This window comes from Bacillus sp. FSL W8-0519 (genome assembly GCF_038005585.1).
Classification (GTDB): Bacteria; Bacillota; Bacilli; order Bacillales; family Bacillaceae_G; genus Bacillus_A; species Bacillus_A paranthracis.
The window spans coordinates 2,981,511-2,995,842 of sequence record NZ_JBBOTL010000001.1; the positions used below are offsets into that span (position 1 = coordinate 2,981,511).

A 14,332-nucleotide genomic window follows, 5' to 3' on the forward strand; every position below is an offset into this window, starting at 1 on the left:
TTCTCACACTATAATCATTATTATACTAATACCTTTTCAGGTTCATTTAACTTCTGCATAAAGATACGTGCTGCAAAACTTAAAAATTTATCATCAAAGTGAATAAGATTAATATCTTGCCTTGGTGTCGGATCAATAATACGAACTATGCTCAAAGTATCATTATTAACAAAGTCAACTAGTGAAAGAGGTATTATGGCAACCCCATGCCCATTATATACAAGGCTCAATAGAGAAATAGAAGATTTTGTTTCTATATTTGCTTCAGATAAAGATAACCCTAAACTCTCACAATATATTTTAATAGATTCACGACAACTACATGCAACCATTATTCTACTCAGTCCTACTAATTCTCGAAAAGAAACAAATGATGTTTCATTCAAAGGATGATTTTTTGGAATGACAAGGACAAGCTCTTCGCTATACAAAAGGGTGCTTGTTAATGTGTCTGGAATTTGAGCACTACGTGTAATCCCTATATCAATATTTTTGTCAACGATTTGATTTACCGCAACTTCGGACTCTATAATTTTTACAACGATGTTCGGATAATGTTGTTGAAACTTCATAATATAAGGTGTTAAATAAGTGAGATCCTCTAATAAACCTCCTATAGTAATCACACCTCTTTTTACACCCTTTAATTCAAAAATTTCATTATAAACGTCATCAAATTGTTGCATGATAAATTTTCCTTTATCAAATAGCAGCTTACCCGCTTCTGTCATTTTGATACCTCTTCCAACTCGATGAAACAAAGGTGTATCAAGTTCACCTTCTAACACACGGATTTGTTGACTTAAAGTCGGCTGTGAAATACCTAGAACTTCCGCAGCTTTAGTAAAGCTATTATTATTACAAACTTGAATAAAGTACTCTAAATGACGTAATTCCATTCTTGATACCCACTCCCACTCTCCGCTTTATGAAAGATTTATAATGAAAAGGACAATATGTATACGTTATGCATAACAACTATCTTTCCTACTATATCAATTGCAATTACATAATTTCTTTATTTTATACTACAATACATTTACTACTATTTATTAATTTTCCCTCCTATTTATTTAATTTATATTTAATTAGGATATTACTAAACAGAAATAACCTCTAAAAACTTACAATTTCTGTGCGTAATATCCTAACTTTTTCAACTGTTTCATTATCATTTTTTCTCAATATAGTCCAAACTACCAAATATTTTCCGAATCCCCTCTTTATGCTGAGGAAAAATTAGTGTCACCAATTCAATACTTTCTGAAGTAATTGATGCATACGTGACACGGCGGTCTTTAGAACATGGTTTCACCTCTTCTTTTCCAACCTATCCACTACATACGTGATACTACTACTTGCAAGTAATATTTTGTCCCCCATTTTTTTATAGGCTGATCAGCTTTACGGTATAGTAGCTCAAGCACTGCAAATTCAGTTGGATTAAGTCCATAAATTTTTTTGATCCTTTTCAATACGTTTAGTGATTGGCTGTAATTCCCTTGATAATATAACAAATAACTTTAAAGATAAGCTCTCATCGTTAATCACGCTCATAATTACCAATCCTTTACAAATTATCTTGAATTCGAGATTTATTATATTATCGTCAAAATATTATGTCAATCATTCGTTTTAGCTTTATCAAGCCACTTATAATTTATTTCTCAACATAAGACATATGGAATTAGAAGACAACAATTGTTACTATATAAGTATCTCAATTACGTTATTTCTTTTAAAGAGAGCTTGTTTTTAATCGCAAGTTCTCTTTTGCCATATTCTAAATTGGATCCGGACAAATTTCAGATAATGAGTCTACCCCCCATGTATATGATATAGTTTTTAAACAAAGATTAGAGCTCTCCTACAAGAAGGGAGCTCTAATCTTTCATAATAAATATTCACCATTTTTATCATTGCAGGGACATCAAAACTTTAACTTGATGGGGATATGATACTACCTCAATTAATAATATTACTAACCACATATCTATCACATTTTTTATAAACAAGATTAATTAGATTTAAAAAAGGATTTCTTTTTCTTTACTCGTAATAAGTCACCTGTCCATCCTTTCACTCTCATATACAAATACATACCACCTGTTGTGAAAATAATAAATAAGAGAGCAATTAAATAGCTATATTTCCATTCTAGTTCAGGCATATATTTAAAATTCATCCCCCACAATGCTCCTAAGGCCGTCAAAGGCGTACTTACAGCAGTTAATACAGTAAGAGCTTTCATAATCTCATTCCCACGATGTGAAGAAACAACTTCTTGTAAATGAATCATCGTGTCCAATTCTTCTTGGTACTCTTTAACAAGTTGTAATCCACGCTCTAATTTTACGTTTGTTTGCTTATAACAAAGAGTGTTTGTTAAGTTTTCTAACCAAGCTTCTTTCAGGCCTTGTAACACTTCTTGTATTAAGCGAAACACATGTGTGTTCATAAATAGTTCATGACGAATATGATAAATTCTTTCTAAAACTGCTATGTTATTATGATGATAAAAATCCCATAATACATTCCTAAAATTGTTTTCGAAATAGTCAACCTTTCGCAAGTAGTGAGATATAAAGATTGATAAGATAGCACATAATCCTTCAGCGGAACTATTACAATTTTTCACACTAAAAGAGGAATTATGTATTAATTTTTGGAAATCCTCTTCCTCTTTTTCCTGGACCGTTATGAGTATTCCATGAGCTACGAAATAATGAAGAAATTTTTGAATTTTGGCGTCCTTTTTATCTTGATCAAATAAAAACGAACCATATACACAAGTTTGACTTGATGATAACGTATAAACATATAATCCATTTTCACAAGGAGAACTTATTTTCTTTATAAATTGAGAGAAATAAGATGTTACATCACGAGGAATTATAGAAGAAAGTTTTTCAAGCTCACTAGTTTTCACATGATACCAACTCCATTTCGGCATTTTTATGCATTCCATATTATTCTTCCTTTCTGAACAGTTTTATGTTTGATCGAATCATATCCGTAATATGAAATTTGTATGTAGGTATTCATGTCTTGGAGGAAAAGTTTTTAGATCAACTAAATTACAAAATAAAGTGAAACTTTAATCAGTGGGGGTTTTCTTCATCCCCCACTGATTATTAGTTGAACCAATCGGACTTTTATGGGAGCCCGACCCCCACCTAAATTCTTTGCTTTCGCAGAATTTTGAGGTGGGGGTCTTACTGCCCATTAAAGTGGGATAAATGGCATAGGAGGTCTTATTCTATTAAAAGGAAGACCCCCTATATATTAGCTATTTTTATTCTCAAATTTAAACATTTCCTCTATACAAGCACTTTTTATCTTTTCTTATAAAGCATTTTTTATATATGGAAAAGAAGCTACATAATTGGGCACGTCTATTCAACGAACTCCATTTTGGTCGTTATTATAATTTAGATTCATATACAGATTGATTGGTGATGTCGTCAAATACTTGACTTCCAATCATGTAGTATCCATGAAGTGCAGCCTCTTTCGAAGCGTCTACCATACGGAAAGAAGAAATTTCACCTTGTATTTTTTCAATTCGTTTTTTGTGGAGATCTACTATTCCTCCTGTCCAAATAATAGTGTCATACTGGTCTAACTTAAATTGTTCTTGTAATACACGCATAACGTCTTGGAAGTGTGCATCCAACTCTTTTTGAATCAAAGTATGAACCTGACTTGTCTGAGGATCTTCTTCTCGACCTCCATATCCTTTTTCTAATATGTTTGGCATATCGTTAATATGCAATTGATTACTTTCACCCGCATGATTCTGCACGATATTCTTAATATTTTTCAAAGGCTTGCTACATCCTAGTTCCGTCTCATAATGATTTAAAATGACATTCTGTTTCATATCTGTCATTTCTAATGTACGAAATCCACCATCAATAATTAAGATACGATCTTGTTCCTGAATGATTCCCTCTTTTAAGAAATAGGCATGTAAAGCGACCGGTTGCTGAAGAATTAAAGCATTTTCCACCGTAATAGTAATAAATTTCCCATCAATTTGCACAGAAGTTTCTTTTTTTAGTGCACGTTGTAATTGCTCATGCTGACTACCAAAATAAGTGACAGGAAGCCCGGTAACAACTAAAGGTAACACGACATTTTCTTTATAATCCTTTGCAATGCAACCAAATATTTGTTGTTTAAACCGTTCGCTTTCATAATAATTTTCTATTTCTTCGTCAAATGGAGGAAGCAATGAAGCGTCAGATTGATGCGCTTCATTTCCCATGTAGTATGCAAAGTCTAAATCTATAAAACTTACCTTTGTTAAATCTTCACTTTCATCATGATTAGGTACAGGGGCTAGTGTGGAAGCTTCACTCTTAATCGTCACCTCAGAATCTACATCCTGTCGATATGCCCGCTTAGTAAAACCAATTCCTACATCAATTGCATACAGAGATTTCATACTTTCTTCCTCACTTTCTCTTTTTAGAATTAAATCTAAGCACTCTCTTCTTTCATATATTTCTTTTCATTTTTCGTTTTTTCTCCGTCTATGTCCTTACTGTTTTGATTTATTTCGTTATCCTTTTCATCTGTTTTCTTTTTGTTCGTTTCGTTTTCTGTTAAGTCTTTAATGGTAGAAATGACAACTGGTGTGGCTGTAAGCAGTTGTGGTAATGTTTGTTTTGCAACATTAGCTGCAGTTACAGAGAATTGTTTACTTGTTTCGGTTACCTTCTCCAATGTTTCCTTTATGTTTCCTTCTTGCAATTTTTCTTTTACGCTTTTTCCTTTTGTTTGTATCGCTTTCCGATTTTCCTTTTTTAATAAGGAGACTATAACTCCAGTCGTAATCCCAATCATAGCGTATTTAAATATTGTATGTTTCATTTTTTCTCACCCTTCTCCACTTTTATTTTCTTCCATGCTACAAGCTAAAATAATTACCTTACCTATTGCAGTCTATTAGAGAGAATAATAGTTTTGCGGTTGCCTATCACTCGCCGTTGGTGTTTCAGCTGTTACTAGGAGTAAGATTCTCCCTTGATCTAGTTTTTCTTCATATAAGTTAGCTTCCTCCTTCGACAACCCCATTTCCTCCATTTGATTTCGGAGTTCGTCCCCTTTTTTGGAGAAAAAGTTGATAATACTTGTGCCCAATCCTTGTTCTTTTACTCCAATCGTATTTATATTTGTATCATCCGCAATCTTTTTTGTTAGATGTTTTTCATGTGTTAAGACGTAAATGTCATCTTGGTGAATCCCTTGTAATTCTAGCTCTTTTACTTTCATAACTACTTCATGTTCATTATCATATTCATGAACCACCGGTTTTCTTTCATTCTTATGCATTGTATTTTTCCTCCTTTAGATTTTTTATTTTCTTATTTAGTTGTTATGTAATATGTAATACACCTATTTTAAAGATGTTAAACCTAAATTTTCAAAAAACTTCACACAATAAGTTATTAATGTTTTTCAATATTAACGAGATGTCACGAGCACTTTCCTTTGATAGCAGTGTTACAAATAACGATTTGTTTGGAAGGCAAGCCCTTTATTTTATAGAAAATTTCTATTTGGAAAAATAAAAAAACACTCCTTTTCAAAGAGTGTTTTAAAAAAATATATAACCTAATAGTAATGTTTCTATTTTAATCGCAGAAAGAAAGTCTTTATTAAAACATATGGTTGCTAATTTAATTGCAGTCTTCCTTGCACCCAAGCAGTAATATCATTTATAACATACTCAGGGATATTAGCAGAATTATAATATTCATCCGTTTTACTTATTTCTTCATAACCTTCTGTAAATAAGGGATTTAACTTTGGATATAGTCGATAATCAACGTTACCTCGTTCTTTTAGTTGTTCTTTCCAAAGAGGGATTTCGATTTTCGATTGAACTTGATAGTCTCGTTCTCCTTGAATAATAAAAAGCGGTGTCTTTTGTTCTTTTGACATTTCCACTGCTTTCATTTTACGGATAGAATCCTTACTTCACAGAATTTTTTTGCTGTTTTCATTATATCCTTACTATACAAATGAAAATATACAAACTTTGCATAAAAAAATGATTTTATAGTACCTTTTTAATATCCATGTCCACCTTGCCAGCCACCATGTCCGCCTTGCCAACCACCGTGTCCGCCCGGCCAACCACCATGTCCACCTTGCCAGCCACCATGTCCACCTTGCCAACCACCGTGTCCACCTTGCCAACCACCGTGTCCACCTTGCCAACCACCGTGTCCACCTTGCCAACCACCGTGTCCGCCTTGCCAACCACCGTGTCCGCCTTGCCAACCACCGTGTCCACCTTGCCAACCGCCGTGTCCACCCGGCCAACCACCGTGTCCACCTTGCCAACCGCCGTGTCCACCTTGCCAACCGCCGTGTCCACCCGGCCAACCACCGTGTCCGCCTTGCCACCAGCCTGCATAGCCTTGTCTCTGTGAGTTCATTCCTTCGCATCCCTTCTTATTAAAAGTTCAAATACTGTAACTGGGTATTCTCTAAATATAATTATGTATCCCAAAAATAAATGTATCCGCAAACATCCCGATTCTTGGTAAAGTAATTATCTAATGAAAAAACATTTATTATTGCAAATCTAAGCTCTATAGTTGGGCTTTAGTTATACAAAGAAAAACGATACTTCACTATTGAAGTATCGCAAAAAAACTATTTACTTACATTATTATGATTATAACCCATCGCCATCAAGCTAAAATTTTATAGTACCCACCAGAATGAAAATTTGTGCTAACTTGTAACAAAAAGCTCATTTTTTCGTTTTGGGGTAATTCTGGATTCTTAGGTTGATGGGTATGTGGAGCTACCCCACATCCATCAACTTAAGGATTTAGACTATTCTTAAACTTAAAAGCACGTTACTATTCTCTTATGTTAATGAGAAAGGGTGACGTGCTTTTTATGAATATGCATCAAAAACAAGAGCTGTCTTTATTTGCCGAAGAGTTATATCGATATATGTCTCCCGCTACACTTAATCAATTAGCTATAGAAGCAGGTGGAATGAAACGAAAACGTAAGTGCCATGGGCACCATTTTTTATCTTTGTGTGTATGGTTAAATCAACAAATCGCTACAACCTCTCTTACTCAACTTTGTAGTCAATTAGAAACTTCAACAGGAATTTTATTAAGTCCTGAGGGACTGAATCGACGATTTAACTCGGCTTCTGTAGCCTTCTTTCGAAATGTATTTACTACACTTCTACAAGCTAAAATTGGAGGATCATCTACAATTTCTCATTCTCTTTCTGCTTACTTTAAGCGGATTCGCATCCTTGATTCTACAACCTTTCAAGTTCCAGATCGATTCGCAGCTACTTATCCTGGTGCCGGAGGCTGTAGTCATACAGCTGGTGTGAAAATTCAATTAGAGTATGACTTGTTGAGCGGAGAGTTTTCTGATGTGAAAATTGAACCAGGAAAACGAAGTGATCAGGCATATGGGGCGACTCGAATGGACATGACACAAAAGAATGAACTATATATTCGTGACTTAGGGTATTTTCGTTTACAAGACTTTAAATCGATCCAAGATAAGGAAGGGTATTATTTATCGCGTCTTAAATTACCAACTAAAATATATAGAAAAGAATTCGAAACAGTGGTATTTAAAACAAAACCTGCTCAATTGAGACCGGTATATATACAAATTCATTTGGAAGACATCATGAACCAATTACAACCTGGCCAAGTGTATGAATTACATGATGTATATGTAGGGAGCAAAGACAAACTACCCACTCGCATTGTGGTTTATAGATGTACAGAGGAGCAAAAACAGAAACGTCTACATGATCGAGCTATTCGTGAAAAGAAAAAAGGGATTACATATACAGAGCGTACGAAACTTTTACAAGGAATTACGGTATATATGACAAACATTCCTACGGAATGGGTACCGAAAGAGAAAATCTATGATTTATATTCACTGCGTTGGCAAATTGAGCTGTTATTTAAAATATGGAAATCTTGGTTTCGAATTCATCGTTGTAAATCTATTAAACAAGAGCGATTAGAATGCCACCTTTATGGACAACTCATTAGTATCCTATTATGTTCTTCTACTATGTTTAAAATGAGAGAACTCCTGTTACGTAAGAAACAGAAAGAACTAAGTGAATATAAAGCGATGTACATAATTAAAGATTATTTCTTACTTTTTCATCAAGCACTACATAAAAACACCCAAGAATTATCAAAGATTCTCCTTCGTCTGTTTAACCTCCTACAGCGAAACGGACGAAAATCTCACAGATATGAGAAAAAAACAGTCTTTGATATTTTAGGTGTTGTGTATGAGTATACCACTTCTGCCCATCAGGTAGCATAGCGAAAAATTTGAAACCCGTCAGGGTTTATTTGATGTGCCTACTTTTATAACATCTATAAAAGATAATAAAAAACTACGTGGAAAGACCGCATTTTATATAAAAATATACGTTAAGTTGATGGATGTGTGGAGCTACCCCTATATGGCCTGAAAATCATTGACTGTTGATTTTGTTTTGATTGCCGATATATTCAATCACCATCTAACCATTTTTGAGTATATTCGATAAACCGTTTTGTTGCTGGTAATGCGTGTTTAATTGAAGTAAGTGACAGCCCAAGTGATCGTACAGGTTTATCTTCCAACTCCACAATCGTAACATTTTCGCTTTGTCCTTGTAATGCGAGTTCAGACATGACACTGATTCCCAGCCCGTTCTCCACCATCGCGACAATCACATGATCATCACCGGTTTCGAATTGGATATCGAGCTGAACCCTAGCCGCTTCTAATACTTTCCTAACATCGTAACCGCATGAAGAAGCAGGCATAATAAAAGGCTCTTTCTCGAGCTGATCATACTGAATTATGGATTGTTTACTTAATGAGTGATTTTTAGGAAGGATGCATAACATTCGATCTTTTCTTAGTGGAATAGATTCTAGATGGCCCGATGATGGTAGTGACATAAAACCTAAGTCAATCACCCCTTGTTGAATCCACGTTTCAATCATTCCATAATCACCTTCCATTAATTTGATTTCAATTCGAGGATGCTCCAAGCGAAAGCGATGGATGATTGTAGGCAGCCAGTGGATAGACACGCTTGTAAAGGTACCAATGCGCAAAGTTCCTGCCACTATGCCATTAATATCTGCAACAGTTTGCTTTAATCGCTCATTATGATTTACTACTTCACGAACATGCGTTAAAACACGCTCACCATTTTCCGTTAATCGAACACCTGTTTTATTCCGGAGTAACAATTGAAAACCATACTCCAATTCAAGACTTCTAATCGCATGGCTGACACCTGACTGAGTCAAATTCAGTGCTTCGGCCGCTCTTGATAAGTTCCCCATTTCAACCGTCTTCAGAAAGATTTCTAACTTAGTCAGACTCATCGATTCTCCTACTTTCTCATGTATGAATTTTATTCAAGTATATCATTACATATATTCGTTTTACTAATACTTGAATCACAATTAAACTAAGTACATAAAAATTTTAAAGGAGAACTAAAAATGAAACCAATAAAGGCTAATCTTATGATCTTACTTGTTACAATGACCTGGGGTACTTCCTATCTTTTTATGAAAATCGGATTGGAAACTGTCCCTTCATTTTCTCTTGTTGCATTGCGCTTTGGTATTGCTTTTTTGGTTTGTGCTGCTGTTTTTTTTAAACAATTTCGTTCAATTCATTTTGTCACTCTAAAATACGGCTTTATTCTAGGATTTTTACTTTTCGTTGTATCTGCTTCAGTCATCTTAGGTTTAAAAACGACATCAGCTTCAAATGCTGGTTTTCTAGCCAGTTTGACCGTAATCTTTATCCCTTTATTATCTATCGTTCTGTTCAAGGATCGACTGAGTTACAGACTGATCATTAGTTCCCTTGTTGCAATGACTGGAATTGGTTTACTGACTTTGAATAATCAATTAACACTCAATTCTGGAGATTTACTTTGTATACTCGCTGCTCTCTTTTATGCTTTTCATATTATTGTCACCGGAAGAGCGGCTAAAGTTGCCAATACATTGCAGCTTGGGATTCTTCAGTTGGGATTTGCAGGAGGGTTTGGCGTACTCTCTGCCCTGATTTTCGAAGAGCCGCAACTTCCATCCACTAAAGAGAGTTGGATCGCTGTACTGGTGTTAAGTATTTTCTGCAGTGCTTTTGCCTACATCATTCAGGCGATGGCACAGAAATACACAACACCGACACATACAGGACTCATTTTTTCATTAGAACCTGTATTTTCTGCACTGTTTGCATACCTGTTCATGAACGAATTATTGTCAATCCAAGGGTATATCGGAGCATTACTTATTCTAAGCGGTGTTATACTTGCTGAGATAAAGGTAAAACGAAAATCTACATTTAAAGCAAAAAAGAGAGAGATGGAATGCACAGAGTAGTACTATAAATCCTAATTTATATATAGTTTTCCTAATTACAATAAAATTCTAATACAATTAAGTAAACTTTTTTAATTGATATTTTCAGGATACGCCTTTTTTATTAGCCAACTGCCATCCTCAAGTGGTAAAAGCACTTAAATATCAAACCATTCTTCTGCCAAATGGCGAGCTTCATCTTGGAAACGTAGGAGAACTTCTGGTACATTGGATGGCTTAGATTTACTCTCGCTTTTGATATGCTCCTGAATAGTAGCATCCCGACGAATGAAGATTCTTTCACGATTTATCACAACCTCTTTCATTCTTTTTAGTTTAAAAAGACGGATCGTTTCTTTCTCTAGGCAATAAATTTGTTAATACTTATTCTCTTCCTTTGAGAATGAGCATATGTAGCTCTACTATTCGCTTGTAAACTTCACCTTTTGCATCTGAATAGGTGAAGTTTACTAATACATAGCCATCTAACGCTTCGTCTAATACTTTTAGTTTCGGTCGAAAATACCCAATACCATCCCAAGAAGAATAATTGATTAGTACGCGGTTTGTTTTATTTTGAAATTCTTCTTCATATGATAGCTATATAATAACTATGTATTTTTTCTACTAGACGTCGGTATTGCTCTCTACCATATGAAGTGGAGATACTACGGAGAGCGGTAACGATAGCAGCAAGCTCATCATTTATTAGAACATTTCGATCCAGACGATAACCTTCTGGCAAACCAACGCCACTATTTATTCCTTGATAGATGACAATTGGAATGCCAGCTGCATTGATTGCATCAATATGATACCTCAAAACGTTCCACTTTAATAAACTTTTGTATTATCATCTATATTTTCAATCTTAATAAATTCAAACTCTGCTTCATACCCATCTCCTTGTGGACTGCAAGCATAAATGCCAACTTTCATGCAATCTTTTTCTTCAAAAAGGTGAACCATTCTTATTTGTTTCCATAAATCCCCGTCTAATGAATAATCAACGTAGTAATTATTTCCCCTTCTTGTTATGCGATAATAAAGAGAATTTAAATCTCCAAAAAACTCCTGACTAGACCAATCAGAATATCCATTCTTTGTTACAACAACACCTAATTTACTATTGTCATCAGGTATATACTCAACCGATGTCTTTAACCAAGTATCTTTTGAAAATCGAACCATTAAACCTGCTTGATCATATCTATTCGCTGGTTTAGATTTTACTTTCGTGATCAATCTAAAGTCTCCATTTAGTTCATAGTATAAAAAATGTCCATTATCAACTTGAAATTCATAATGTGTTTTTTGCCAGAAATCTGTCTCTTTATCCGGTTTGACTATTAACTTCGATTTATTGCTATTAACCTCCCAATCTTTAGGGGGGAGAAAACCACTTTAAACTTTTATCAAATTCCGCATTATTAAATTATTATATTAATTTATATTGATTATTAATGAACAATATCCCCTTAATCTTTTATATTTATTAATGAAGGAACTAACCTTTTTCAAATTTGCATTTTAACTAGATAAAATACAAAAAACTCCCGTTCCTATAAAAGGGACGAAAGCTAATCCGCGTTGCCACTCTAGTTAAAAACGTAAAAATATACGCCCTCCACTTAAATTATTAACTGCTTGTAGGTGGAAACGATTACGCACTTCACATTGAATTGTTCCTCATTTCCCTCAAGGACGGATTCACAAGTTCCTTCTATCAGTTTACACCACCCACCGGCTCTCCAAAAAAACTACTTGTACTATTTCCCTTTATCGCTTTCAAACAATATATATTTTAATTATCATCACTTTACAATAATTCTGTGTATTTATCAAGGGATGTTTTTCAAAATAAAATATATTCATAATTAATTTACGAAATTACATTTCCTAATATATAAGGAGTTTATATTTTATCTAGAAATATTGTATTTTGCATAAAAGCCACGAAGATATAAATAAAAAATAATACGATTTGTACGAAAGAATAACCATACAATGGCTCCTTAAAACATCTATTTAAGAAAAACTTAAGAAATTCACTTCTAAATTCATAAGAATTTTTTCCTATACTTAAAAATAAGTAATTTAACAAGAGGAGAAACGATCATGAAAAAATTTGTAATTTGCATAATAGGAATAGGTCTTCCTATATACTTACTACCTTTCATATTACGCGGTGATTTAGACAGATTTAATCCGATTGCTGAAGAAAAAAATGTATACGCCGTTGCGCAGGGGTATGGCATTCCAGATTATCATTATAAAGGCCAGGCTATTTACTCACTAAAAGGTGTCGATGAATTAAGCAATGAGAAAGAATATAAAGTGGGAACGAACACCCCTAATGATTTTATAAGAAAAACTTACTTGAAAATTCATGTAAAAGGAAAGTATGTGTATTCTTACGATCTTATCGCTGAAAAGGATATTCCGGAGAAAATAAGGGGACAATTGGAGATGGCAAATAAATAAAAGAGCCAATTCGTACGAGTTGGCTCTTTATTATCTCTCCCACCTATCGTTTAGAGAATTCTTTCGGTAGATTTATTAAATTCGTTATCATTGTTTCAATAGCCATTCTTCCATTACTTTCACTGTTTCATCTCGTTGTGCTTTTGGCGTAATTAAACTCGCATTATCACCTTTTTGCTCGCCATACATGCCAAAATGAGCATGATTGCCCCCTTTTATCATGTGCATAGTTGTATTTTTTGACATGAACTTTTTATTGTTCTCTATTTTTTCTACAGTTGCTAACGCATCTACTTCCCCATAAATTGATAACATCGGAATCGATTTCGTAGAAAAATCATCTGCAGGATAAGAACCTAAGAAAATGATTCCGTCTACCTTTTCTTCATGCTGAAAGGCATACTTAGAAATCATAGCTCCGCCCATTGAATGCCCCGCAACATACCATTTTTGAACTTCCGGATACTTTTCAATTACACTATCTACCTCATTGATTCCAAGTATCGCTAAGTTTAATGGTAATTTAGGCATTACTACAAAATGTCCATCTTTCGCAAGAGCTTCTCCTAAATAACTATAAGCCTCGGCTTCTACTTTCGCTCCTTGATAAAAAATAACACCTATTTTCGCATCTTTCTCTCCAAAAGCTATATAATCTTCATCTTTTTTATCATCCACTAACGACAAAGCCTCTTTCGTCGGTTTGTAACTAAACTGAGACCAAACAAAAAAACTAATACTTCCTATAAGTAAAATACCTAGTAAAGAGTACAGAATAATTTTTATCCATTTCTTCACAAAGATGACCTCCCTAAGATGTATATATTCTATATTTCAGATTACCATTCATACACATAAAAACTCGAGCATTTTTATTATGCTCAAGTTTTTATTTACGTTTTTAATTTATGCATTCAGCTACTTTATTAGCTGAAACTTTAACAACCGTTTCTTTTCCACCTGTTTTATCAATTATGAAGCCATGAACTTTAACATTAGAAGGTACTAATGGATGATGACGAATCATATCTATACTCTTCTCAATATTTTCACTAACATTTTCTTTTCCACTTAGCCATTCCTCAAGGCTACCACTTGAAAATTCAGGCATACAATTTTCAAAGAGATAGTCTAGTTCCTTGTTATTTTTTATGGAATCACGTTGAATTTGTAGATTAACTACATTAGTTTCTTTATCCTCTATTCCGACAACAGCAATTTCTTCCACATTTTCTTGATAAATAGCAATAATAATAGACCTCATTATATCTCCAAAAGGATGTACAATTACAGAATCACAGCTGTGTATAGTCAACATATTTTCTCGTTGAATGTTAGTTACTTGTTGGATAATAGGCTCTATTCCTTGTTCCATCTCTGTTAACAATAAAACCTTTTTATGCTTTGCATTCATATATAGCACTCCTTCTTCA

Annotated in this window: 14 protein-coding genes and 3 pseudogenes; 4 read left to right on the plus strand and 13 right to left on the minus strand. The window is 34.1% G+C overall.

Annotation, left to right across the window (positions count from 1 at the left end):
• Positions 1 to 20 precede the first annotated feature (20 nt).
• The 6 genes and pseudogenes from NST14_RS15675 to NST14_RS15700 all read right to left on the minus strand — a co-directional run bounded on the left by NST14_RS15675 (position 21) and on the right by NST14_RS15700 (position 5,340).
• Positions 21 to 899: a LysR family transcriptional regulator gene (locus NST14_RS15675; protein ID WP_061402447.1), complete on the minus strand. Its 879-nt coding sequence runs from the start codon at positions 897 to 899 to the stop codon at positions 21 to 23.
• Between the two features lie 225 nt (positions 900 to 1,124).
• Positions 1,125 to 1,557 (minus strand): annotated as a pseudogene (locus tag NST14_RS15680) (MarR family winged helix-turn-helix transcriptional regulator).
• A 460-nt stretch (positions 1,558 to 2,017) separates the two neighbouring features.
• The gene (locus tag NST14_RS15685) at positions 2,018 to 2,968 is read right to left on the minus strand and encodes a magnesium transporter CorA family protein (protein ID WP_000388894.1); all 951 of its coding nucleotides are present in this window, start codon (positions 2,966 to 2,968) and stop codon (positions 2,018 to 2,020) included.
• Positions 2,969 to 3,424: 456 nt separating this feature from the next.
• Positions 3,425 to 4,450 (minus strand): ParM/StbA family protein, encoded by a 1,026-nt coding sequence (locus NST14_RS15690; RefSeq protein ID WP_000839467.1) that lies wholly within the window; start codon positions 4,448 to 4,450, stop codon positions 3,425 to 3,427.
• A gap of 35 nt (positions 4,451 to 4,485) precedes the next feature.
• The gene (locus NST14_RS15695) at positions 4,486 to 4,878 is read right to left on the minus strand and encodes a hypothetical protein (protein WP_000683204.1); all 393 of its coding nucleotides are present in this window, start codon (positions 4,876 to 4,878) and stop codon (positions 4,486 to 4,488) included.
• 75 nt (positions 4,879 to 4,953) lie between these two features.
• Positions 4,954 to 5,340, minus strand: coding sequence for a general stress protein (locus NST14_RS15700; RefSeq protein ID WP_000549420.1), 387 nt, complete (start codon positions 5,338 to 5,340; stop codon positions 4,954 to 4,956).
• A 119-nt stretch (positions 5,341 to 5,459) separates the two neighbouring features.
• On the opposite strand from NST14_RS15700, the gene NST14_RS15705 reads away from it, so the two are divergent.
• On the plus strand, positions 5,460 to 5,579 hold the full coding sequence (locus NST14_RS15705; protein ID WP_074541039.1) for an acyl dehydratase: 120 nt from the start codon (positions 5,460 to 5,462) through the stop codon (positions 5,577 to 5,579).
• Between the two features lie 103 nt (positions 5,580 to 5,682).
• Here NST14_RS15705 and NST14_RS15710 read toward each other — a convergent pair.
• Positions 5,683 to 5,982 (minus strand): annotated as a pseudogene (locus NST14_RS15710) (alpha/beta hydrolase); the annotation flags it as partial.
• 98 nt (positions 5,983 to 6,080) lie between these two features.
• Positions 6,081 to 6,452, minus strand: coding sequence for a hypothetical protein (locus tag NST14_RS15715; RefSeq protein WP_157408159.1), 372 nt, complete (start codon positions 6,450 to 6,452; stop codon positions 6,081 to 6,083).
• A 472-nt stretch (positions 6,453 to 6,924) separates the two neighbouring features.
• On the opposite strand from NST14_RS15715, the gene NST14_RS15720 reads away from it, so the two are divergent.
• Positions 6,925 to 8,355: an IS4-like element ISBce2 family transposase gene (locus NST14_RS15720; protein WP_001055915.1), complete on the plus strand. Its 1,431-nt coding sequence runs from the start codon at positions 6,925 to 6,927 to the stop codon at positions 8,353 to 8,355.
• Positions 8,356 to 8,546: 191 nt separating this feature from the next.
• Here the strand turns inward: NST14_RS15720 and NST14_RS15725 are convergent, their stop codons facing one another.
• Entirely contained in the window at positions 8,547 to 9,419 is an 873-nt protein-coding gene (locus NST14_RS15725) for a LysR family transcriptional regulator (RefSeq protein WP_048556953.1), read from the minus strand.
• Positions 9,420 to 9,539: 120 nt separating this feature from the next.
• On the opposite strand from NST14_RS15725, the gene NST14_RS15730 reads away from it, so the two are divergent.
• On the plus strand, positions 9,540 to 10,436 hold the full coding sequence (locus tag NST14_RS15730; RefSeq protein ID WP_000802593.1) for a DMT family transporter: 897 nt from the start codon (positions 9,540 to 9,542) through the stop codon (positions 10,434 to 10,436).
• A gap of 568 nt (positions 10,437 to 11,004) precedes the next feature.
• Here NST14_RS15730 and NST14_RS15735 read toward each other — a convergent pair.
• Positions 11,005 to 11,238 carry a transcriptional regulator gene (locus NST14_RS15735; RefSeq protein WP_011181751.1) on the minus strand — a complete coding sequence of 78 codons (234 nt, stop codon included), beginning with the start codon at positions 11,236 to 11,238 and terminating at the stop codon, positions 11,005 to 11,007.
• An 11-nt stretch (positions 11,239 to 11,249) separates the two neighbouring features.
• Positions 11,250 to 11,850, minus strand: a pseudogene (locus NST14_RS15740) (DUF1349 domain-containing protein); the annotation flags it as partial.
• A gap of 683 nt (positions 11,851 to 12,533) precedes the next feature.
• Here NST14_RS15740 and NST14_RS15745 point away from each other — a divergent pair.
• A complete protein-coding gene (locus NST14_RS15745) occupies positions 12,534 to 12,899 on the plus strand; it encodes a YxeA family protein (protein ID WP_001992554.1) in 366 nt (121 codons plus the stop codon).
• A gap of 87 nt (positions 12,900 to 12,986) precedes the next feature.
• On the opposite strand, the gene NST14_RS15750 is transcribed toward NST14_RS15745, so the two are convergent.
• On the minus strand, positions 12,987 to 13,697 hold the full coding sequence (locus NST14_RS15750; protein ID WP_000758802.1) for an alpha/beta hydrolase: 711 nt from the start codon (positions 13,695 to 13,697) through the stop codon (positions 12,987 to 12,989).
• 103 nt (positions 13,698 to 13,800) lie between these two features.
• Positions 13,801 to 14,313: a carbonic anhydrase gene (locus NST14_RS15755; protein WP_229143724.1), complete on the minus strand. Its 513-nt coding sequence runs from the start codon at positions 14,311 to 14,313 to the stop codon at positions 13,801 to 13,803.
• Positions 14,314 to 14,332: the final 19 nt, after the last annotated feature.